The 22,010-nt window shown below is 65.6% G+C and carries 21 protein-coding genes; 13 read left to right on the top strand and 8 right to left on the bottom strand.

The genetic code is table 11. The annotated features are described in order from the left end of the window. Positions 1 to 18: 18 nt before the first annotated feature. A complete protein-coding gene (mutY, locus tag ACVWYP_RS37895; RefSeq protein WP_304496896.1) occupies positions 19 to 1,110 on the top strand; it encodes an A/G-specific adenine glycosylase in 1,092 nt (363 codons plus the stop codon). Positions 1,111 to 1,257: 147 nt separating this feature from the next. After that, positions 1,258 to 1,677 carry a PaaI family thioesterase gene (locus tag ACVWYP_RS37890; protein ID WP_028338654.1) on the top strand — a complete coding sequence of 140 codons (420 nt, stop codon included), beginning with the start codon at positions 1,258 to 1,260 and terminating at the stop codon, positions 1,675 to 1,677. A gap of 296 nt (positions 1,678 to 1,973) precedes the next feature. Here the strand turns inward: ACVWYP_RS37890 and ACVWYP_RS37885 are convergent, their stop codons facing one another. Continuing rightward, positions 1,974 to 3,239: a flavin-dependent oxidoreductase gene (locus tag ACVWYP_RS37885; protein ID WP_304496895.1), complete on the bottom strand. Its 1,266-nt coding sequence runs from the start codon at positions 3,237 to 3,239 to the stop codon at positions 1,974 to 1,976. 170 nt (positions 3,240 to 3,409) lie between these two features. On the opposite strand from ACVWYP_RS37885, the gene ACVWYP_RS37880 reads away from it, so the two are divergent. Beyond that, positions 3,410 to 4,027 (top strand): glutathione S-transferase family protein, encoded by a 618-nt coding sequence (locus tag ACVWYP_RS37880; RefSeq protein WP_304496894.1) that lies wholly within the window; start codon positions 3,410 to 3,412, stop codon positions 4,025 to 4,027. Positions 4,028 to 4,193: 166 nt separating this feature from the next. On the opposite strand, the gene ACVWYP_RS37875 is transcribed toward ACVWYP_RS37880, so the two are convergent. Then, positions 4,194 to 5,108 (bottom strand): LysR family transcriptional regulator, encoded by a 915-nt coding sequence (locus ACVWYP_RS37875; RefSeq protein ID WP_304496893.1) that lies wholly within the window; start codon positions 5,106 to 5,108, stop codon positions 4,194 to 4,196. Between the two features lie 149 nt (positions 5,109 to 5,257). Between ACVWYP_RS37875 and ACVWYP_RS37870 the strand changes: the two genes are divergently transcribed. Continuing rightward, a complete protein-coding gene (locus ACVWYP_RS37870) occupies positions 5,258 to 5,680 on the top strand; it encodes a nuclear transport factor 2 family protein (protein ID WP_038386050.1) in 423 nt (140 codons plus the stop codon). Positions 5,681 to 5,758: 78 nt separating this feature from the next. Here ACVWYP_RS37870 and ACVWYP_RS37865 read toward each other — a convergent pair whose 3' ends face one another. From ACVWYP_RS37865 to ACVWYP_RS37855, 3 genes are all read right to left on the bottom strand, one after another. Next, positions 5,759 to 6,445 carry a glutathione S-transferase family protein gene (locus ACVWYP_RS37865; protein ID WP_304496892.1) on the bottom strand — a complete coding sequence of 229 codons (687 nt, stop codon included), beginning with the start codon at positions 6,443 to 6,445 and terminating at the stop codon, positions 5,759 to 5,761. Between the two features lie 136 nt (positions 6,446 to 6,581). Next, the gene (locus ACVWYP_RS37860; protein WP_304500376.1) at positions 6,582 to 6,878 is read right to left on the bottom strand and encodes a hypothetical protein; all 297 of its coding nucleotides are present in this window, start codon (positions 6,876 to 6,878) and stop codon (positions 6,582 to 6,584) included. A gap of 218 nt (positions 6,879 to 7,096) precedes the next feature. Further along, positions 7,097 to 8,230 (bottom strand): site-specific DNA-methyltransferase, encoded by a 1,134-nt coding sequence (locus tag ACVWYP_RS37855; protein ID WP_028342966.1) that lies wholly within the window; start codon positions 8,228 to 8,230, stop codon positions 7,097 to 7,099. A 108-nt stretch (positions 8,231 to 8,338) separates the two neighbouring features. Between ACVWYP_RS37855 and ACVWYP_RS37850 the strand changes: the two genes are divergently transcribed. From ACVWYP_RS37850 to moaB, 3 genes are all read left to right on the top strand, one after another. Next, positions 8,339 to 8,515 carry a hypothetical protein gene (locus tag ACVWYP_RS37850; protein WP_304496891.1) on the top strand — a complete coding sequence of 59 codons (177 nt, stop codon included), beginning with the start codon at positions 8,339 to 8,341 and terminating at the stop codon, positions 8,513 to 8,515. 96 nt (positions 8,516 to 8,611) lie between these two features. Continuing rightward, positions 8,612 to 9,550 (top strand): KPN_02809 family neutral zinc metallopeptidase, encoded by a 939-nt coding sequence (gene ypfJ, locus ACVWYP_RS37845; protein WP_092087363.1) that lies wholly within the window; start codon positions 8,612 to 8,614, stop codon positions 9,548 to 9,550. A 181-nt stretch (positions 9,551 to 9,731) separates the two neighbouring features. After that, complete coding sequence (moaB, locus tag ACVWYP_RS37840) at positions 9,732 to 10,295, top strand: molybdenum cofactor biosynthesis protein B (RefSeq protein ID WP_304496890.1); 564 nt, start codon at positions 9,732 to 9,734, stop codon at positions 10,293 to 10,295. 197 nt (positions 10,296 to 10,492) lie between these two features. On the opposite strand, the gene ACVWYP_RS37835 is transcribed toward moaB, so the two are convergent. Continuing rightward, the gene (locus tag ACVWYP_RS37835; RefSeq protein ID WP_028342968.1) at positions 10,493 to 11,434 is read right to left on the bottom strand and encodes a bifunctional helix-turn-helix transcriptional regulator/GNAT family N-acetyltransferase; all 942 of its coding nucleotides are present in this window, start codon (positions 11,432 to 11,434) and stop codon (positions 10,493 to 10,495) included. Positions 11,435 to 11,573: 139 nt separating this feature from the next. Continuing rightward, on the bottom strand, positions 11,574 to 12,143 hold the full coding sequence (locus ACVWYP_RS37830; RefSeq protein WP_028342969.1) for a glycosyltransferase family protein: 570 nt from the start codon (positions 12,141 to 12,143) through the stop codon (positions 11,574 to 11,576). A 164-nt stretch (positions 12,144 to 12,307) separates the two neighbouring features. On the opposite strand from ACVWYP_RS37830, the gene ACVWYP_RS37825 reads away from it, so the two are divergent. The 4 genes from ACVWYP_RS37825 (at position 12,308) to ACVWYP_RS37810 (ending at position 16,683) form a co-directional block, all read left to right on the top strand. Next, the gene (locus ACVWYP_RS37825; RefSeq protein ID WP_304496889.1) at positions 12,308 to 13,474 is read left to right on the top strand and encodes a PA0069 family radical SAM protein; all 1,167 of its coding nucleotides are present in this window, start codon (positions 12,308 to 12,310) and stop codon (positions 13,472 to 13,474) included. Between the two features lie 122 nt (positions 13,475 to 13,596). Further along, the gene (locus ACVWYP_RS37820) at positions 13,597 to 14,043 is read left to right on the top strand and encodes a VOC family protein (protein WP_304496888.1); all 447 of its coding nucleotides are present in this window, start codon (positions 13,597 to 13,599) and stop codon (positions 14,041 to 14,043) included. Positions 14,044 to 14,120: 77 nt separating this feature from the next. Next, positions 14,121 to 14,897, top strand: coding sequence for a ribonuclease HII (locus ACVWYP_RS37815; protein ID WP_304496887.1), 777 nt, complete (start codon positions 14,121 to 14,123; stop codon positions 14,895 to 14,897). Between the two features lie 277 nt (positions 14,898 to 15,174). Further along, a complete protein-coding gene (locus tag ACVWYP_RS37810; protein WP_304496886.1) occupies positions 15,175 to 16,683 on the top strand; it encodes a glycosyltransferase family 39 protein in 1,509 nt (502 codons plus the stop codon). A 92-nt stretch (positions 16,684 to 16,775) separates the two neighbouring features. Here ACVWYP_RS37810 and ACVWYP_RS37805 read toward each other — a convergent pair whose 3' ends face one another. After that, entirely contained in the window at positions 16,776 to 17,588 is an 813-nt protein-coding gene (locus ACVWYP_RS37805) for a uracil-DNA glycosylase (RefSeq protein ID WP_304500375.1), read from the bottom strand. Between the two features lie 194 nt (positions 17,589 to 17,782). Here ACVWYP_RS37805 and ACVWYP_RS37800 point away from each other — a divergent pair, with 194 nt between their 5' ends. Both ACVWYP_RS37800 and ACVWYP_RS37795 read left to right on the top strand, forming a co-directional pair. Beyond that, positions 17,783 to 19,441, top strand: coding sequence for an electron transfer flavoprotein-ubiquinone oxidoreductase (locus ACVWYP_RS37800; protein WP_304496885.1), 1,659 nt, complete (start codon positions 17,783 to 17,785; stop codon positions 19,439 to 19,441). 538 nt (positions 19,442 to 19,979) lie between these two features. Next, positions 19,980 to 21,764: a tetratricopeptide repeat protein gene (locus ACVWYP_RS37795; protein WP_212056442.1), complete on the top strand. Its 1,785-nt coding sequence runs from the start codon at positions 19,980 to 19,982 to the stop codon at positions 21,762 to 21,764. Positions 21,765 to 22,010: the final 246 nt, after the last annotated feature.

Here is a 22,010-nt window from a genome sequence, read left to right as displayed (position 1 = left end):
TTGCCTTAAGATACGTCCATGAGTTCTCGTGCAGCCGCCAAAGCCAAACCGACCGAAGACGCCGCCGACCGCCCGGCGCGGCTGCTCGCCTGGTATGACCGGCATCGCCGGACGCTGCCGTGGCGCGCGGCCGCGGGGGAGCGGGCCGATCCGTACCGTGTGTGGTTGTCGGAGATCATGCTGCAGCAGACCACGGTGCGGGCGGTCGGGCCTTATTTCGAGAAATTCGTGTCACGCTGGCCCGACGTGACGGCGCTCGGCCGTGCCTCGCTCGACGACGTCTTAAGGATGTGGGCCGGGCTCGGCTATTATTCGCGGGCGCGCAATTTGCACGCCTGCGCGGTTGCGGTGATGGGCGACCACAGCGGGGTGTTTCCGGACACCGAGGACGGCCTGCGCGCGCTGCCCGGCATCGGGCCCTACACCGCGGCCGCGATCGCCGCCATCGCCTTCGACCGCCGCACCATGCCGGTCGACGGTAACATCGAGCGCGTGGTCAGCCGGCTCTACGCCATCGAGGAGGCGCTGCCGCAGGCCAAGCCGCTGATCAAGGAGGTGGCGGCGACATTGCTCGGCCCGTCCCGCGCCGGCGACAGTGCTCAGGCGCTGATGGATTTGGGCGCGACGATCTGCACGCCGAAGAGGCCGGCCTGCGCATTGTGTCCGCTGAACGACGACTGCGCGGCGCGCACGCGCGGCGACCAGGAAACGTTCCCGCGCAAGGCACCGAAGAAGAGCGGCATCTTGCGCCGTGGCGCGGCCTTCGTGGTGACGCGGGGCGGCGAGCTCCTGGTGCGCTCGCGCGCGGAAAAAGGCCTGCTCGGCGGCATGACCGAGGTGCCGGGATCGCAATGGCTTGCCGGGCAGGACGACGCGGCGGCACTGGCCCAGGCGCCGGAACTGATGGGCGTCACGCGCTGGCACCGCAAGGCGGGTGTCGTCAGCCACGTGTTCACGCATTTTCCGCTTGAGCTCGTCGTCTACACCGCCAGCGTTCCGCCGCGGAGCCGCGCGCCGGAGGGCATGCGCTGGGTGCCGGTGGCGACGCTGGACGGCGAGGCGTTTCCGAACGTGATGCGCAAGGTCATCGCGCATGGGCTCGATCTCTGACGATGCGATGAATCACATCGTCGGCTCATTTTTTTGAGCACGATCTTTTCGGAAAACCGGTTCCCACTTTTCCGGATCATGCTCTGACCTGCTGACACCATGCTGGCAGCAGCGCTCGGCTATCACCTCCGGAAACCGGAGGCCGCCATGATCGCAACCGCGCTCGACCACATCCCGATGCCATCAGTCGCCAAATTGCTCGGCTGGCGTCTCGTTGACGCACGTCCGCGGGAGGGCTGGATCAAAATGGCCTTCGACGGCAAGCAGGAGTTTTGCAATCCGGCCGGCTTCATCCAGGGCGGCATGCTCTCGGCAATGCTCGACGACACGATGGGGCCGGCGGTGTTCGTGATGACCGAGGGCCGGCTCTTCACCACGACCATCACGATGACCGTGAATTTCCTGGCGCCGGCAAAACCCGGGCCGATCACCGGCGAGGCCACGGTGACCCAGCTCGGCAAGACCATCGCCTTTGTCGAGGGGAGGCTGACCGCCGCCGACGGCACGCTGCTCGCGACCGCGAGCAGCAGCATCCGCCTGGTGGAAGCTGCGCGGGCGTTACGGTAATGCCGCGCGAAACTTAGATCCGTCACCCTGAGGTACGAGCGGAGCGAGCCTCGAAGGGGCGACGGCCACCATCCAGGCCGTCCATGCTTCGAGACGCGCGTTCCGCGCTCCTCAGCATGACGGAATAGATCCTCGCTTAGTCCATGCCGCGCTCGCTTTGGCAAATCCGTCATGCTGAGGTGCTCGCGTAGCGAGCCTCGAAGCATGCACGGCCACCGGCCGGGCCGTGCACCCTTCGAGACGCCGCTTCGCGGCTCCTCAGGGTGACGGTGATAGATCGTGCGCCGCGCTACAACTCAGCCCGCCCGCTGCACGATCGGCGGCTTGGCGTTCAGTCCCTCGACCTGGAAACCGGCGACGCGCTTGTAGTTGGCGGCGATGTCTTCCAGCTCCTGCTGCGACAGCACGTCGGTGACGACCTTGAAGCCGTCAGGCGCGCGCTCCTCGACCAGCTGCATCACCTGCTCCGGGCCGTTGCGGCGGTTCAGCATCACGAGGTCCGTGGTCGCGGGCCGCCGTTCCGCCTCATAGGCCGCGAGCGCCGCCTGCGTCGGGCCATGCGCCAGAATCTCGCGCGTCAGCACGCGCGCATCCAAGATCGCCTGCGAGGCGCCGTTGGAGCCGATCGGATACATCGGATGCGCGGCGTCGCCCATCAGCGTGACGCGGCCGAACGTCCATTGCGGGATCGGATCGCGATCGACCAGCGGATATTCGTAGGCATGCGGGCAGTTCCGGATCAGGCCGGGTACATCGAGCCAGTCGAAATTCCAGCTCTCGAACCACGGCAGGAACTCGTCGAGTTTTGCGGTCCGGTTGTAGTCCTCGCGGCGCCATTGATAGGTCGGCGGCATGTGCCGCTCGGCGACCCAGTTGATGTCGAACTTGCCGTCGGGGCCTGCCTCCTTCGAGATCGGGTAGCAGACGAATTTCAGGATCTCGTGGCCGGCCATGATCATGGTGCGGCCGGTCAGGAAGGCATCGCCGCGGGTGATGCCGCGCCATAGGATGCGGCCGTTCCAGATTGGCGGCCCCTCCTGCGGATAGAGCTTCTCGCGCACCGCCGAATGGATGCCGTCGGCGGCGATCAGCACCGCGCCGTCATAGCTGCCGGCGGGCTTGCCGGTGGCGCGGTCGATGAAATCGGCGCGGACGCCGTCGGCGGTCTCGGTCCAGCCGGTGAGGTGATGGCTGGTGAGGATGTTCTGAGCTCCCAGCCGTTCGGTTGCAGCGTCGAGCAGCAGCTGTTGCAGCCGGCCGCGATGGATCGAGAACTGCGGCCATTTGTAGCCGGCCTCGAGCCCGCGCGGCTCGCTCCAGATCGGCTTGCCGTGTTTGGAGAAATAAGCGAGCTCGCGCGTGCGCACCGCAGAAGCGTCGAGCACATCGTGCAGGCCGAGTTCGATCAGTTCGCGCACCGCATGCGGCAGCACGTTGATGCCGACGCCGAGCGGCCTCAACTCGGGCACGCTCTCGAAGATGCGGGCCCGCACGCCGATCTGGTGCAGGCTGAGCGCCAGCGTCAGCCCGCCAATTCCGCCACCTGCAATGAGCACAGTCATGAAAAATCCCTCAATTGGCATGGTCATCGCACGACGGCACCGCCGTGGGCAAGGTCCGCGGCGCGCGCGGGGTGGACGGCCGATGGCGCTGCCGTTAACCTCCGCGCCGTCAAAACAAGAACCAGAGCCGGGTTCGCAACGAACCGACAACGCTCGGAGAGGACTGCAACATGCTCAAGCTCTATTTTGCTCCCGGCACCTGCGCGCTGGCGTCCCACATCGCGCTGGCCGAGGCCGGCGCGCCCTACACGACCGAGAAGATCGACTTCAAGACCAACCAGCAGAACAGCCCGGAATACCTGAAGATCAATCCGAAGGGCCGCGTGCCGACGCTGGTGACCGATCGCGGCGTGCTGACCGAGACGCCGGCGATGCTGGCCTACATCGCGCAGAGCTTTCCGCAGGCGAAGCTCGCGCCCGACGACGCCTTCGAATTCGCCACGCTGCAGGCCTTCAACTCCTATCTGTGCTCGACGGTGCATATCTGCCACGCCCACAAGATGCGCGGTGCGCGCTGGGCGACGCAGGAGACGTCGTTCGCCGACATGAAGGCGATGGTCCCGAAGACCATGGGCGCCTGCTTCAACCTGATCGAGCGCGACATGCTGAAGGGCCCGTGGGTGATGGGCGAGACCTACACCGTCGGCGATGCCTATCTCTACACGCTGACCCTGTGGCTCGACGGCGATGGGGTCGACATCACAACGCTGCCCAAGGTGAAGGCGCATCGCGCGGCGATGGAGAGCCGCCCGGCGGTGCAGAAGGTGCTGGCCGAGCAGAAGACGTAAGGCCCAAAAATTCGGTGTCGTCTCGGGCAAGCGCAGCGCGACCCGGGACCCATAACCACCAACGATCGTTGTTACGCGACGTTGGGGCCGCAGCTCACTCTCACAACGCAACCCTGTGGTTATGGGTCCCGGCTTTCGCCGGGACGACGGGGGATAGAGCGCGCCGCTATGCCTTCCTTCCCTCCAGCTCGCGTCCCGTCTCCAGCATCAGCTTGCGCAGCCAGATCGAGCCCGGATCCATCTGCGCCCGTGTCGGATAGAACATGTGCTGCTCGTCGATCCCTGGATCGAGCGGCGGCGTCACCGTCATCAGCGACAATTGCTTCGACAGCGCCGAGATCAGCCGGCGCGGCACGAAGGCGACGAGGTCGGTGCGTGCGGTGACGTGCAGCGCCTCGATATAGCCCGGCACCACCAGCGCGATCCGCCGCTCGATGCCCTTGGCGCGCAGCCAGGTGTCGATCAGGTCCTCGTTCTGGCCGCGGATGATCACGGCGACATGGCGCGCGGCGAGGAACGCTTCGCGCTTCTTCAGCTTCGTGCCGGCGGGGTGGCCGCGCCGCACCGCGAGCGCATCGCGGTCGGTGTAGAGCCGCTGCCGGTGAAAGCCCTTGAAGGAGTCGCCGATCGAGATCACGAGATCGATGGTGCGGGCGAATTCGGGCGTGAAGATCGCAGGTCCCCGCCACGGCACCACGTCGATGGTGACGTTCGGCGCGATCAGCGTCACCTTCTCCATCAGCGGCGGCATCAGGAGCTCGACCGCAAGGTCGGGCATCATCAGGCGAAAGTGCCGCTCGCTGCGCGCGGCGTCGAAATCGTCGGAGACGAACAGCGCGCGCACCTGGTCGAGCGCATGGGCCAGCGGCGAGCGCAGCGCCTGCGCCCGCGGCGTCAGCTCCATCCGCGCGCCGTTGCGCACCAAAAGCGGATCGCCGATCAGGTCGCGCAGCCGCTGCAGCGCGTGGCTGGTCGCCGGCTGCGACAAATTGAGCCGCATCGCGGCGCGGCTGACATTGGCTTCGCGCAGCAGGGCGTCGAGCGCGACCAGCAGATTGAGGTCAAGCGAATTCAAATTCATTGGGTGAATATATATCATACGACCTATCGATTGGAAGAATGCGAAGCCAGGCCGCAGGATTGGGGCAAGGCGTTATCACGCGAGCCCAAGACCGCATCGCGCGAGGAGACGCCTGAAATCAGGCTCTATCAATCGCAAGGAGACGCGCCATGAGCGCAGCCGACAACAAGAAACTGGTGCAGGAGATGTTCGTGATCGCGGGCAGTCCCGATCCTGCGGTGCGCGAGAACTCGCTGTTCATGGCAACGCTTGCCGACGACGCGATCTGGACCGTGACCGGGCAATATTCCTGGTCGCGCACCTTCACCGGCAAGCAATCGATCATCAACGATCTGCACGGCCATGTCCGCTCGAAGCTGGCCGAGCGCGGCCGCACCGTCGCCCATCGCATCCTCGCCGACGGCGACATCGTCGTGGTCGAGGCCAAGGGCGACAACCTCACCAAGCAAGGCCAGCGCTACGACAACGACTATTGCCTGGTGTTCCGCTTCGACGGCGGCCGGATCAAGGAGGTGCGGGAATATTGCGACTCGGTTCTGACCGAGAAGGCGCTCGGCGCGTTTCCCGCGTAGCGGTGCCCCGCTAACGGGCGGCACAAACGAAGACGGCGCCCGTCCGGGCGCCGTCGTCTTGCCGTCGTGTGGATCGGCTTACGCCACCTTGGACTTGAGGTGGCCGAACATGATGTCGCGGGCCGCGTCGTCCATCTCGGCCTTGAAGGTGTGCTTGTCCTTCAGCGCGATCGCGCGTGCCGCCGCCGGCCGCGCCGAGATCTCGTCGAGCAGCCGCTTGACGTTCGGATATTTGGCGTAGCCTTCCTCGCCGAGGACGAACGGCGCCATCCGCGCCCAGCCCCAGAACGCCATGTCGACGATCGTGTAGCTGTCGCCGACCATATAGCGCTGTTTCGCCAGGTGATCGTCGAGGATCTTGTAATGGCGGTGCGCCTCGTACTGGTAGCGGTTGTTGGCGTAGTCGAGATCCTTCGGCGCGAAGTGCTTGAAGTGCACGGCCTGGCCGGAATAGGGGCCGAGGCCGGTCGCGATGAACATCAGCCAGGACAGCGTCGCGGCGCGGTTGGCCGGCGTATTGGCGGGCAGGAACTTGCCGTGCTCCTCGGCGAGGTAGAGCAGGATCGCGTTCGAATCGAACACCAGCACGCCGTCATCGTCGATCGCCGGCACCTTGCCGTTCGGGTTGACCTTCAGGAATTCCGGCGCGAACTGCTCGCCCTTGCGGGTGTCGACCGGGATCGCCTCGAACGGCAGGCCGGACTCTTCCAGGAACAGCGCGACCTTGTTCGGGTTCGGCGCACCGTTGAAATAGAATTTGATCATGAAGGGACTCCCTTGGTTCTTGTAACCGGCGAGATCGGGACGCGGCGGGGAAGGCCGCAGACGATCCCCTCATGCGCAAATTTCGCTGCGCTGCGCAAGCGACGAGTTTGTGAATCAGGGTCGCGTGGCGCGCTGGTCAGCCTGCCCAGAAGAAGCCCAGGATACCCGCGACGACCAGCGCGATGCCCGCGACGTCCAGCGCGGCGGCCGAGCGGGTCGCAGCACGCAAATGGGAGACCTGCGTCGCGCGTTCTGATCCCCGCGCGTAGCCATGGACGATGATCTCTTCATTGAACTCGCCATGCGCCTCGAGCGCGAGCGTCAGCCCGACGCAGACGAGCAGGATGCCGAAGATGATCAGGCCGAAGAACCCCAGCAGGCCGATCAGCAGCATCGGAAACATGCCGAGCAGGAAAATCGGCAGCAGCGGCACCAGCAGCAAGGTCTCGGATTGTCTTCGCATCGGGCGACCAATCGAAACGGGCAAGTGACGGGGCCGAGTCTAGTCCCGCCGTCGCGGCGCAACAAGGCGGCCCGCATTCAAGACGGCGTCATCTTTCCCGACGTGTCATTTCCCGATGCGCAATTGCGCATCTGAGGGCGCCGCGAGGCGGCGAGCCCGGAATGACGAGGAAGACTAGTCGGCTTGCCTCAGCCCGCCGCCATCTCGGAGCGGATCTCGGCGCGCAGTTCGTCGATCAGCCGCAGGCCGGTCTTGGTCTCGACGTGCCAGAAGGTCCAGCCGTTGCAGGCGCCCGAGCCCTGCGCGACCGCGCCGATGCGGTGGATCGAGCCGACCTTGTCGCCGAGCATGATGGCGCCGTCGGCGCGCACCAGGGCGCCGTGGCGCTTCTTGGCGTCGACCAGCCTTGCGCCCGGCACGATCATGCCGCGCTCGATCAGTTCGGAGAACGCCACCCGCGGCGCCTCGCGCGCGGTCATGAATGGCGCCAGCGTTGCGTCCGGCAGCGGCTCGATCGCGGCGATGCGCGCCTCGGCGGCAGCCGCATAGGTCCTGTCGCGCTCGAAGCCGATATAGCTGCGGCCGAGGCGCTTGGCGACGGCGCCGGTGGTACCGGTGCCGTTGAACGGATCGATCACGAGATCGCCGGGCTTCGAGGACGACAGCAGCACGCGGGCGAGCAGCTGCTCGGGCTTCTGCGTCGGATGCACCTTCTTGCCGTCGCCGTCCTTGAGGCGCTCCTCGCCGGTGCACAGCGGGATCAGCCAGTCGGAGCGAGCCTGCACGTCCTCATTGGACGCCTTCAGCGCTTCATAGTTGAAGGTGTAGCCCTTGGCCTTCTCGTCGCGCGCGGCCCAGATCATGGTCTCGTGCGCGTTGGTGAAGCGGCGGCCGCGGAAGTTCGGCATCGGATTGGACTTGCGCCACACGATGTCGTTCAGGAGCCAGAAGCCGAGGTCCTGCATGATCGCGCCGACGCGGAAGATATTGTGATAGGAGCCGATCACCCACAGCGTTGCCGACGGCTTCATCACGCGGCGGCAGGCCAGCAGCCAGGCGCGGGTGAAATCGTCATAGGCAGCGAACGACGAGAACTTGTCCCAGTCGTCGTTGACGGCATCGACATGCGACTCATCGGGGCGCTTGAGGTCGCCCTTGAGCTGCAGATTGTAGGGAGGATCCGCGAAGACCAGGTCGACCGAGCCGGCCTGAAGCTTCGACAATTCGGCCACGCAATCGCCAATGACGATGTGGCTCGATGGGGCACTCTCAAATTTAGTGCGGGGCGCCCTTGCAGACGCCCCGCGACGCGACACTACCATGACTCAAGAACTCTGACTCAGGCGACGCTGTCGGCGACGCGGGACTAAACAACCGACTGGCGCCACATTGACCCGGCAAAGTAAAAATCGACTTAATTGGAAATCTTCATGCTAAAGATTGCAGCATCTTTTGCGCGGCATGGCGCGGTGCTGTCGGCGTTGTGCTGCAACATCCGCGCGTTCGGCGAAAAAATTTGCGGATCATCAAACCGGCACGATTCGCGCGGTAGATTCGCCCTCATTCGCAGCCGTTTGCACCGCAAGGATGCGCGCCTTCCGGACTAGGCAATTATTGCCGGGCAGGATATTGATTAACAGAATGGAAATTTTAAGTTGGAGTGTCCCGCGTTGGGGCGCCGACTGGAATGAAGGGAAACCGCCATGCGCTATGATGATTTCCGCCGCAGCGACGACATCGAAGACCGTCGCGATGAAGGCGGGATGGGCGGAGGTGGCGGTGGCGGCTTCGGCATTCCGATGGGTGGTGGCGGGCTCGGCATCGGCACCATCATCGTGCTCGGCCTGCTCGGCTATGCCTTCGGCATCGACCCGCGCATCCTGATCGGCGGCGCCGAGATTCTCACCGGCGGCGGCCAGGCGCCGACCTACCAGACCGATCGGCAGTCGTCGGGCGGGCAGGCCAAGCGCGGCGCGCCGACCGACGAGATGGGCAGCATGATCGCCGGCATCCTGGGCGAGATCGACGATCGCTGGAGCGAGATCTTCAAGGCCGGCGGCCAGACCTACACCGGTCCGAAGATCGTGCTGTTCCGCAATGCCACCAATGGCGGCCGCTGCGGCATGGCGCAGTCGGCGATGGGACCGTTCTACTGCCCGCCGGACAAGACCATCTTCCTCGACACCGGCTTCTTCCGCGAGGTCGAGACGCGCTTCCGCGGCTGCTCGGGCAACGCCTGCAAGTTCACCGCGGCCTATATCATCGCACATGAAGCCGGCCATCACATCCAGAACCTGCTCGGCATCATTCCGCGCGTGAACCGGCTGCAGCAGCAGGCCGGCAGCAAGGCCGAGGCCAACGCGCTGCAGGTCAAGGTCGAGCTGCAGGCCGATTGCCTCTCCGGCGTCTGGGTCAATCGCGAGGAGAAGAAGCGGCCGGGCTTCCTCGAGGCTGGCGATATCGACGCCGCGCTGACCACCGCGAACGCGATCGGCGACGACACGCTGCAGCGGCAGGCGACGGGCAGGGTGGTGCCTGATTCCTTCACCCACGGCTCCGCCGCGCAGCGCAAGGAGTGGTTCATGAGGGGCTACCAGCAGGGCACAGTGCAGGCCTGCAACACGTTCGGCGGTAGCTTGTAGCTCTAGACCGCGTCATCCCCGGATGAGCGCATTCGCGCTCACTCGGGAGGTGCTCGCCTCTTCGGCGAGCCTCGAAGGATGAAGCGCCCGTGGCCCATCCTTCGAGGCTCGCCCAGCGGTGCAAGTCCACCGCAAGGCGGGCACCTCAGGATGACGTCAGCGGGATGGGAAAGAGGTGTAGATGTCCTCACTCGACGAATCCAAATCATTCATCCCGCTCAACATCGCGGTGCTGACGATTTCCGACACCCGCTCGCTGGCGGATGACAAGTCGGGCACCACGCTGGCCGAGCGTCTCACCGCGGCCGGCCACAAGCTCGCGGCGCGCGAGATCGTCACCGACGATGTCGAGGCGATCAGGGCCGTGATCCGGCGCTGGATCGCCGATCCCGCCGTCGATGCCGTCATCACCACCGGCGGCACCGGCTTCACCGGCCGCGACGTGACGCCGGAGGCGGTCGAGCCGTTGTTCGAGAAGCGGATGGACGGCTTTTCGATCGCCTTCCACATGCTGAGCCACGCCAAGATCGGCGCGTCGACGATCCAGAGCCGCGCCACCGCCGGCGTTGCGGGCGCGACCTTCATCTTCTGCCTGCCCGGCTCGCCCGGCGCCTGCCGCGACGGCTGGGACGGCATTTTGGCCGCGCAGCTCGACTACCGCACGCGCCCCTGCAATTTCGTCGAGATCATGCCGCGGCTGGATGAACATCTGCGCCGCCCGAAGGCGAAGGGCGCGAGCGCGTAGCAGCCGTCATTCCCCGATGCGCAATTGCGCATCTGAGGGCATCGCGCAGTGATGAGCTCGGAATCTCAAGGGTGAGCTGCCGTAGCCCGGATGGAGCGGAGCGAAATCCGGGGCAGTCTCTTCCGCGGCCGCATCGTTCCCGGATTGCGCTGCGCTCCATCCGGGCTACGCAGTCCAGACTTCTCGGCGCTGCGGCTTTACAACTCCAGCTCCCAGGTCTCGCCGACCAGGTCGACCCCAAAGCTGTGATGCTTCTCTTCTTTCACCCGCTGAAAACCGGCGCGGGCGTAGATGCCGCGCGCGGCGACCAGGATGCTCTGGGTCCACAGCGTCATCTTTTTGTAGCCCTTCTCGCGCGCGGCGCGGATGCATTGCTCGACCAGGGCGCGGCCGACGCCGAGCCCGCGCGCCTTCTCCTCCACCAGCAGCAGGCGCAGCTTGGCGACCCCGTCGCCGCCGTCGACCAGGAAGATCGAGCCGACCGGCTCGCCGTCGACCTCCGCGATCCAGCAATGCTCGCGGGCGGGATCGAACGATCGCAGAAACTGCGCGCAGATCTCGGCCACCAACGCCTCGTAGCTGATGTCCCAGCCATATTCCTCCGCGTAGGCTTGTCCCTGCCGCGAGACGACCCAGCCCATGTCGCCGACGCGATGGCTGCGCAGCAGGAAGCCGACCGGTTTCCCGGCGGGCGGCTCCAGCGATAGCTCGATCGTGCTCATGGCGCGCACCACCGCGGCGCGACGGTCGCTGTCCATCTGCTTCAATAGCGCCCCGACCTCGCTGCGCGAGCGGCGGTCGAGATCGGCGGCAGCAGTGCGGCCCTTGGCGGTGAGGGCCACCTCGTTGACGCGCTTGTCGGCCTTCGAGGGCTTGCGTGTCACGATCTGGCGCTTTTGCAGCGCCGCCAGCGTGCGGCTGACGAAGCCGGCATCTAGGTCGAGATCGCGCACCAGATCGGTCGCGGTGCAATTTTCGCGTTGCGCGAGCTCGTAGATGATCCGCGCTTCCTGCAACGTGAATGGCGAGTGCAGCAGCTTCGGCTCGATGATGCCGAGCTTGCGGGTATAGAACCGGCTGAAGCCGCGGATCGCGGCGACTTGGCTCTCGAGGGCGGTGTCATGGGAATTTGATTTCATCAAGTATATTATTTGACGGAATCAAATAATTCGCAAGCGCTTTATTCAAGCTTCGGTTCTGAAGACAGAACCTAAGCTTCAGGCTTGTTTTGACGCGTTTTCTTTACGCGAACCGGTGCCCACTTCGCTTGAAAACGCTTCAAGCCACCATGATCCGGCTGCGCAGCATGGTGCGGGAGGAGCGGCCAAGCCGGCGCAGCAGGCGCGCCTCGGAGCGGCGGGCATCGGGCCGGTAGCCGCCGATCCGCTCGTAATGTTCGCGCGCGATCAAGAGGCCCTGTTCGGCCGAAGGCCCGGTGATCATCCGGGCGACGAATTTGAGGCCGTCGCGCAGGCCGGGGTCGGTGTAGGGCGCGCGGGCGTAGCGGAAGATGCCGGCGCGGTCCTTGCCGCTGGCCGCCACCATCTGGATGAACTGGGTGGATTCCTCGATCCAGCCGGCATCGAGCACCGCGCCCGGATGCAGGAACATCAGCCAGGGCGACCGCGCCTGCCGCGCGCCTGCCGCAAGCGCCGCAGCGCGCGTGCCCTCGAAGCGCAGGAAGCGGCAGCCGGCGACGTCGGCGACGCGCTCCATCACATCGCTGTTGCTGCGGTCGACCAGTAGCACTTCGCGGATGACGCCCGCGGCCGCGCCCGGCACCAGCGCCGCCAGGGTAGCGACCGCGGTGCGCTCGACGCCGTCGGTTGGAATGATCACGCTCAGCATGATTTTGAGGCTTCGATGGCTCAAACGATGGAGAAACTCCGGCCGTGTTATCACCTTGTCATATTCAAAGCAGCCTGTTCGCCTGCAGAATTTTGTAGCAAGGTTCTGTGGAATTTCTCCGTTCATGTTCTTGATTTGTTCTCGCGCTGTGTTAGCTTCAGAACATGAGCCGAGCATCCTCTCATGCCCTCAAGCACCCGCCGGTAACGGCGCCCTCCGATAACCCGGCGGGTGCACCCACCCCTTTTCCCGAGCTTGCGGTCGCGATCGAGCGCGAGCGGCGGCGCGGCCGCGGCGCGCAGTCCAACGCCAGCGGCCGCTACGAGGCCGAGGCTCGCGTCGCCTTCGACGATGGCTGGCAGAGCCTCGAAGATTTGCCGCCGTTTACGACCAGCGTGGCGCTCGACACCTCACGCAAGGTGATCACCCGCAACGACTCGCCCGACATCGGCTTCGACCGTTCGATCAATCCCTATCGTGGCTGCGAGCATGGCTGCGTCTATTGCTTCGCGCGGCCGACCCACGCCTATCTCGGCCTGTCGCCGGGGCTGGACTTCGAATCGAAGCTGTTCGCCAAGCCGGATGCACCCGCGCTGCTCGAGAAGGAACTGGCGGCGCCGGACTACGAGGCGCGGATGATCGCGATCGGCACCAACACCGATCCCTATCAGCCGATCGAACGCGACCGGAAGATCATGCGCAGCATCCTCGAGGTGCTCGAGCGCGCCGGCCATCCCGTCGGCATCGTCACCAAGTCGGCGCTGGTGACCCGCGACATCGACATCCTGGCGCGGATGGCCAAGCGCAATCTCGCCAAGGTCGCGCTCTCGGTGACGACGCTCGACCCGAAGCTCGCCCGCACCATGGAGCCGCGGGCGTCGACCCCGCCGAAGCGGCTCGAGGCGATCAAGCGGCTCGCCGACGCCGGCATCCCGACCACGGTGATGGTCGCCCCCGTGATCCCGGCGCTGAACGACTCCGAGATCGAGCGCATCCTCGATGCCGCCGCGCATGCCGGCGCCAGGGAGGCGAGCTACGTGCTGCTGCGCCTGCCGCTCGAGGTGCGCGATCTGTTCCGCGAATGGCTGATGGCGAATTATCCCGACCGCTACCGTCACGTCTTCACGCTGATCCGCGACATGCGCGGCGGCCGCGACTACGACTCGCAATGGGGCACCAGGATGAAGGGCACCGGCCCGATGGCCTGGATGATCGGCCGCCGCTTCGAGATCGCCTGCGAAAAGCTCGGCCTCAACAAGCGGCGGACCAAGCTGACCACCGATCACTTCGCCAAGCCGAAGCGCAGCGGACAGCAACTCAGTCTATTCTAGGTGAGGGTGTAGCCCGGATGGAGGGCAGCGAAATCCGGGGCTCGTCGACCCCTGGCCAAAGATTTCCCGGATTTCGCTTCGCTCCATCCGAGCTACGAACATAACAATGAGTGAGTGCAAGAATGAGTAACACCCCGACCGCACGCTTAACCGTCCTCACGCTCGGCGTCAGCGACATGCGCGCCAGCATCGCCTTTTATGAATCGCTCGGCTTCACCAGGAAGATGCGCGTGACCGGCGAGGAGGTCGCCTTCTTCGAGACCGGCGGCACCGTGCTCGGCCTGTTCCCGTGGCATTTGCTCGCCGCCGATGCCGGGCTGCCGGATCAGCCGCGGCCGTCAGCGTTCCGCGGCGTCGCGATCGCCTGGAACTGCAACGACGACGCCGAGGTCGATCGCGTGATGGCGTTCGCGCTGTCGAAAGGCGCCAGGCTGCTGAAGCCCGCGCAGCCCACCAGCTATGGCGGCTATTGCGGCTATTTCGGCGATCCCGACGGCCACGCCTGGGAAGTGGTGCGCGCGCCGGGCTTTGAGGTTCGCGACGACCGCCGGGTGTCAATTCCCGATTAAAGCGGCGAATTGAATAGCGGGGAAGGGCGCCAGGTTCCCGGTTGCGCCGCGGGCCGGGCTTGATCACGATCCCCCGCATGATTCGGGACAAGTCCAACAGCACGGTTAAGATCGCGTCGAAGAAGAAACCGGCCGAGCCGGCCAGGCCGGACAAGCGCGTCATCGTGGTGACGCGGCCGAGCTTTCGGCGCGAGCGCGCGCTGATCAAGCGCGGCGTCTGGCCGGTCGCCGGCTGCGACGAGGCCGGGCGCGGGCCGCTGGCGGGTCCGGTGGTCGCCGCCGCCGTGGTGCTGGACCCAAATCGGATTCCCAAGGGCCTCGATGATTCGAAGCGGCTGACCGTCGAGCGCCGCGAGGAACTGTTCGAGGAGATCTGCGCCACATCGGCGTTCTCGGTCGCGGTGGCGTCGCGGGCGCGGATCGACCGCGACAACATCCTGCGCGCCTCGCTGTGGGCGCTCGCGCGCGCCGTGCATGCGCTGCCGGAAATGCCGAAGCACGTCTTCGTCGACGGCCGCGACAAGCTCGCCACGCCCTGCGACTGCGACGCCGTGATCGGCGGCGACGGCATCGTGGCCTCGATCGCGGCGGCCTCGATCATCGCCAAGGTGACGCGCGATCGCCTGATGTGCGCGCTGGCGCTGGATTGTCCCGGCTACGGCTTCGAGCAGCACAAGGGCTATGCGGTCCCCGAGCACCTCGAGGCGCTCGACCGGCTGGGCCCCAGCAGCCATCACCGTACCTTCTTCGCGCCCGTCGTCGCCGCGCGGCTGAAGCATTTCCCCGTCCCGGCGGAGCCGGATCTGTTCACGATCGACGCGGAAAGCGAAGCGGCGGCCTCCGAAGCGGCGTAGGCGCACCGTCTCCAACCACGCGACGCTGTCATCGCCCGCGAAAGCGGGCGATCCAGTATTCCAGAGGCAGTCGTTTTTGATCGAGAGGCCGCGGCGTACTGGATCACCCGCTTTCGCGGGTGATGACAGCGGAAGCGGGGGATGACAGCGGAGACTGAGACTTTACAGTGCAGTCTGGCGCGACACCGTTGCCTCCACCGCCGCCGCCGTTTATCAAAAACCCTCGGGATCAGATGGCGCCGCTTGATGGGGGTGGCTGGGGCATTTCAGGCGTTTCATGCGGTTTACCTCCCTGGTTGTCGAACTGATCCGCGCCCGGCCGCGCCTCGTGGTCTGGATCGTGGTGCTGGCGCAGGCCGCGATCTGGCTGTTCCTGCCGGCCATCTTCTACGGCAGCCCGCCCGGCAACCTCGCCGCCATCCTCGCCTTCGGCCGCGAATACCAGGTCGGCACCGACATGGGACCGCCGCTCGCGTTCTGGCTCGCCGACATCGCCTTCCGCGCCGTCGGCAATCACGTGTTCGGCGTCTATCTCCTGGCGCAGGTCTGCGAAATCGTCACCTTCATCGCCTTCTACGCCCTCGCGCGCGCCATCGTCGGCGGCCCGCAGGGCGTGCTGGCGGTGCTGCTGTCGATGACGGTGGTGGTATTCTCCTCGCCGAGCGTCGAGTTCGGCCCGCTGATCCTGGCGCGCCCGCTCTGGGCGCTGCTGCTGCTGCATTCCTGGCAACTGATCGGGCAGAACCGGCGCAGCGCCTGGTTCGCCTGGTCGATCGATTGCGGCCTCCTGTTGCTGACGACGCCGGCGGCGATCGGCATGATCCTGCTCGTGACGGGCTTTGCGCTCGCAACCGAGCGCGGCCGACGCATGCTCAAATCGGTCGATCCGATCTACGCGCTGCTGGTCATCATCGTGCTGGCGCTGCCCTACCTGATCTGGCTGCTCCGCGCCGACGTGCTGGCGCTGCCGGCCTTGCCTGCGCTCGCCGATCTCAAGGCGCGCGGGCTGCGCTGGGGCGTGGTGCTCGGCGGGCTGATCGTGGCGACCGCCGCGATCGCGCTGCTGGCGATCCTCAATTCGCGCTGGTTCGCCGGCAAGACCGAGGATGCCCCGATCATCTACCGTCCGCCGGTCAGTCCGCTGGCGCGGCAATTCGTGTATTTCTTCGCGTTCGCGCCGGCGATCGCGAGCAGCTTCGTCTCCGGGCTGTTCAATCTCGATCGCGCGTTCGGCGGCGCCGGTGTGGCGCTGTTGATGTCCGGGCTCGCCGTCGTTGTCGCGACCGGCGACCTGATCCCGCTCAGGCGGCAGCGGCTGCTGCGTTCGGTCTGGGCCCTGGCGGTCGCGGCGCCCGCCGCGCTGGCGCTGGCGGCGGCGCTGTTCCTGCCCTGGACCAGCACCACGGAAGCGTCCACCTCGCTGCCGGCAGCCGCGATGGGCCGCTTCTTCGATGACAGCTATGAGCGCCGCACCAACCAGCGCCTGCGTGCGGTGGCCGGCGATCCCGAACTTGCCAGCCTGATTGCGATGAACCGCCGCCGCCCGCATCTCCTGCTCGACGCCACGCCGCAGCGGACGCCGTGGCTGTCGGTCGCAAAATTCAACGAGACCGGCGGCGTCGTGGTGTGGCGCGCACAGGACACCGCCGGTACGCCGCCGCCCGACATCGCGCAGCGCTTCCCCGGCCTCGTGCCGGAAGTGCCGCGTTCGTTCGACCGGCTGGTCAACGGACGGCAGCCGGTGCTGCGGATCGGCTGGGCGATCGTGCGGCCGAAGGGGTCGTAGACGTCAAATTCGTAGGGTGGGTAGAGCGAAGCGAAACCCACCATTCTCTCCGCGGCTGGAGCGGCGATGGGTTTCGCTGCGCTCTACCCATCCTACGAAGCAAGCACCTTTGCGATCGCGCGCAGATCCTGCCACGACAGCCGCTTGTACGACGGCGAGCGCAGCAGATAGGCCGGATGGAAGGTGGCGACGGCGCGGATCGTGCGGGTGCCGGTGTCGTAGTCGATCCATTTGCCGCGCGTGCGCATGATGCCCTCGCGCGTGCCGAGCAGCGCCTGCGTCGAGGGATTGCCGAGCGTCACCAGCACGTCGGGATTCACGAGTTCGATATGGCGCTGGATGAAGGGCAGGCACACTTGCGTCTCCTGCGGCGTCGGCGTGCGGTTGCCGGGCGGCCGCCACGGGATCACGTTGGCGATATAGGTCTTGCTGCGGTCGAGCCCGATCGCGGCGATCATGCGGTCGAGCAGCTTGCCGGAGCGGCCGACGAACGGCAGGCCCTCGATGTCCTCGTCGCGGCCGGGCGCCTCGCCGACGAACATCACGCGCGCCTGCGGGTTGCCGTCGGCGAACACCAGCCTGGTCGCGGTGTGCTTGAGCGCGCAGCCGTCGAAATTCTCCATCAGCGTGCGCAGGGCTTCAAGCGTCGGCGCGGTCCGCGCCGCCTCGCGCGCGGAGGCGATCGCGGCATCCGGCGCCACGGTGATTTCGCTGCGCGGAACTGACGGCATCGGCGGCGGACGCAGCGGATTGAGCGCAACTGATGGACGCGGCGCGGCAGGGGCGGGAACTGGCTCGGGCTCCTCGAGCCGGTTGATCGGCGCATCGCCAAGCGCGCAATCGACCCCGGCCTCGAGGTAAAAGGCAAGCAATTGCTGCAGTGTAGGGGTGGGCTCGGGCGGCAGGGCCATCATGGGTGTAATTTTAGCATGAACGGGAAAAGTGCAGGCTGGTTTTTGGAAAAGATTATGCTCCTGTGGCGTCGCGGCCGCGCGAAACCTCGCCAAGCGCAATTCCATGGTTGTCCTTCCGCTAAAAATCGGAAACAACGACCCCTGAAAAGCTTAGAAGCGTTCTCAATGGGCTGAGATCAAAGATCATGAGTGCTGAAGACCTTCCTCCGCGCGAGTCTATGGAATTCGACGTCGTCATCGTCGGCGCCGGCCCGTCGGGCCTGTCGGCCGCGATCCGGCTGAAGCAGCTCAATCCGGAGCTCTCGATCGTCGTGGTGGAGAAGGGCTCCGAGGTCGGCGCGCACATCCTGTCGGGTGCGGTGATCGATCCGGCCGGCCTCGACAAGCTCGTGCCCGATTGGCGCGGCGAGGCCGATTGTCCGCTGAAGACACAGGTCAAGGACGATCGCTTCTACTGGACGACGTCGCAAGGCTGGTTCCGCCTGCCGAACTTCATCATGCCGCCGCTGATGCACAATCATCACAACTACATCGGCTCGCTCGGCAATGTCTGCCGCTGGCTGGCGCCGAAGGCGGAAGCGCTCGGCGTCGAGATCTATCCGGGCTTCGCCGCCACTGAGGTGCTCTATGACGACAAGGGCGCGGTGCGCGGCATCGCCACCGGCGACATGGGCATCGCCAGGGATGGCAGCCACAAGGATTCCTACACCCGCGGCATGGAGCTGCTCGGCAAGTATACGCTGTTCGCCGAAGGCGCACGCGGCTCGCTGTCCAAGCAGCTGATCGCGAAGTTCAATCTCGATGCCAACTCCGAGCCGCCGAAGTTCGGCATCGGCCTCAAGGAGGTCTGGCAGATCGACCCGGCGAAGCACAAGAAGGGTCGGGTTCAGCACACGCTCGGATGGCCGCTGAACGACAAGACCGGCGGCGGCTCGTTCCTCTATCACTACGACGACAACCGCGTCGCGGTCGGCTTCGTCGTGCATCTGAACTACAACGATCCGTATCTGTCGCCGTTCGACGAATTCCAGCGCTTCAAGACCCATCCCGATGTCCGCGAGCTGTTCGAGGGCGGCAAGCGGCTCGCCTATGGCGCCCGCGCCATCACCGAGGGCGGCTACCAATCGGTGCCGCGGCTCTCGTTCCCGGGCGGCGCGCTGATCGGCTGCGCGGCGGGCTTCGTCAACGTGCCGCGCATCAAGGGCGTCCACAATGCGATGGGCTCCGGCATGCTCGCCGCCGAGCATGTCGCGGCCGCGCTCAGCGCCGGCCGCGCCAATGACGAGCTCGTCGAGTACGAGAACGCCTGGCGCTCGTCGGCGATCGGCAAGGACCTGTTCAAGGTCCGTAATGCCAAGCCGTTGCTGTCGAAGTTCGGCAACCTGCTCGGAATGGCGCTCTCCGGCTTCGACATGTGGTGCAACACGCTCGGCTTCTCGCTGTTCGGCACCCAGTCGCACGCCAAGCCGGACCGCAAGACGCTCGATCCGTCCAAGCAGCACCAGCCGATTGCCTATCCGAAGCCGGACGGCAAGATCTCGTTCGACAAGCTGTCGTCGGTGTTCCTGTCCAACACCAACCATGAGGAGGACCAGCCGGTCCATCTCAAGGTCGCCGACCTCAATCTGCAGAAGACCTCGGAGCACGACGTGTTCGCCGGTCCCTCCAACCGCTATTGCCCGGCCGGCGTTTATGAATGGGTCGAGGAATCGACGGGTCCGCGCTTCCAGATCAACGCCCAGAACTGCGTCCACTGCAAAACCTGCGACGTGAAGGACCCCAACGGCAACATCACCTGGGTTCCGCCGGAGGGCGGCGGCGGTCCGAACTACGAGGCGATGTAAGGTGAGGGGTGGGCTCGAAGCGGCCGACCACATTTGCGTGAGGCGGCCGCGCGAGTTGCCGCAACCTGCGCTGCGCCTCTCGTGTTGTGGGAGAGGCCGGATTGCATCGACAGATGCAATCCGGGTGGGGACCGGTCCATCGAGGGACTTCGATCGACGGATGAATCTTGAATCCCTCACCCGGAATTCAAGCTTTCGCTTGAATTCCGACCTCTTCCACAAGGTGAGAGGTGGAACTGGCTGCGTGGCGAGCCTCCCGGGGCGCTTTTTGCGTTCGCGCGCGAATATGCCCGGCCCGGTCACGATACCGCCATAGTGGAAGCGTCTTGCGGGGGCTGGCTGGATCGGCGGGCCTAAAGGCCTAATCTGCCAATTGATTCGTCATGGATTGCCTTTGGGCGATCCTTGCGGATAAGCGCCAAAAGCGGCATTGTCCCCCGCCGTGATGCCGCCGCTTGGGTTCGCATTTTGAGACTGATCGCAAGATCTTGGCCATAAAATCCATCTTGGCGTAAATCCCTGGAGCAAGGCGACCGTGATGCTGTCCACCCGATTCCACCGCCTGACGATTGCCGTTCTCGCTGCCGCGGCGCTTGCCGTGCCTGCGCAGCTTGCAGCGCAAACGCCGGACCATCCGACCGACAATACCGCGCAATTCCCGTCCAAGAACGACCTGAAATCGCTGACCACCGCCGGCAGCTATCTCGCCGCTCGCCACGCCAGCGTCGAGCGCGATGCGACCTCGGCCGCGGCGTTCTACCGCTCGGCGCTGCGCACCGACCCGAAGAATTCCGAGCTGCTCGACCGCGCCTTCATCTCCTCGCTCGCCGACGGCGACATCGAGGAGGCGGTCAAGCTTGCCGACCGCATCCTGACCCAGGACAAGGCCAACCGCGTCGCGCGCCTGGTCGTCGGCGTGCGCGATCTCAAGCTGAAGAAATATGCCGCCGCGCAGTCCAACATCAACCAGTCGGTGCGCGGCCCGATCACCGATCTCGTCGCGACGCTGCTGTCGGCCTGGGCCGCCTATGGCGCCGGCGACAGCAAGGCCGCGGTCGCCTCGATCGACAAGCTGACCGGCCCGGAATGGTACCCGATCTTCAAGGACCTGCATGCCGGCATGATCTACGAGCTGTCCGGCAAGGAGAAGGATGCCGGCGCCCGCTTCGAGCGCGTCTACAAGCTCGACGATTCGATGCTGCGCACGGTCGACGAATATGCGCGCTGGACCTCGCGCAACAAGGACGCGGCCGCCGCGACCGCGATGTACGAGGCTTTCGACAAGAAGCTGCCGCGTCACCCGCTGGTGCTGGAAGGCATCAAGGAGACCAAGGCCGGCAAGAAGCTGCCGCCGCTGGTCGAGTCACCGCAGGCCGGCGCGGCCGAGGCGCTGTACGGCATCGGCGCGACGCTGACCCGCCGCGGCGGCGAGGACCTCGCGCTGGTCTATCTGCAGCTCGCGCTCTATCTGCAGCCGAACCATCCGCTGGCGCTGCTCTCGCTCGCCGATCTCTATGAATCGGTGAAGAAGCCGCAGATGGCGATCAAGGTCTACGAGCGGATGCCGGCGTCCTCGCCGCTGAAGCGCAACGCGCAGATCCAGCTCGCGACCAATCTCGATGCCGCCGACCGCAGCGACGAGGCGATCAAGATCCTCAAGGAAGTCACCTCGGATCAGCCGAAGGACATCGAGGCGATCCTGGCGCTCGGCAATATCGAGCGCGGCCGCAAGAAGTTCGCCGACTGCGCCACCACCTATTCGCAGGCGATCGACGCGCTGCCGGCCGGCGGCGACAAGAACGCCTGGGTCACCTATTACTATCGGGGCATCTGCGAGGAGCGCTCCAAGCAGTGGAACAAGGCAGAGGCCGACATGCGCAAGGCGCTCGAGCTGCAGCCCGAACAGCCGCATGTGCTGAACTATCTCGGCTATTCCTGGATCGACCAGGGCATCAACCTCGACGAAGGCATGAAGATGATCAAGCGTGCCGTCGATCAGCGTCCTGACGACGGCTACATCGTGGACTCGCTTGGCTGGGCCTATTATCGGATCGGCAATTACGAGGAGGCGGTGAAGAACCTCGAGCGCGCGATCGATCTGAAGCCGGAAGATCCGACCATCAACGACCATCTCGGCGACGCCTACTGGCGCGTCGGCCGCACCCTGGAAGCCAAGTTCCAGTGGGCGCATGCCCGCGACCTCAAGCCCGAGCCGGAAGAGCTGCCGAAGATCCAGGCCAAGATCGACAATGGCCTGCCGGACGATACCTCCAACGCCGCCGCTGCCGAGAAGAAGAAGGACGACGACGGCAAGGGCGGCTAGGGCTTGCTGGTGCGACAAATTCGGCGTCGTCCCTGCAAAAGCAGGGACCCATAACCACCGATAATCATTGTCGCAGACTGCCCGAACGACGAATCCCGCTCACAAAATCCGCCGCGGAGCATGCGTCCCTGCTCACGTGCGCTATTGCGCACCAGGCAGGGACGACGGCGGTGGATGCGGGCCGGGATACCCTTGGAATTTCCATCCAAACAAAGGGATAGGATCGTGCGGCGATTTACGCTAATC

It is taken from the genome of Bradyrhizobium sp. USDA 3262 (assembly GCF_054060035.1).
Note: the sequence above shows the minus strand (reverse complement) of the source record. Positions and strands in the feature narration are given on the sequence as shown.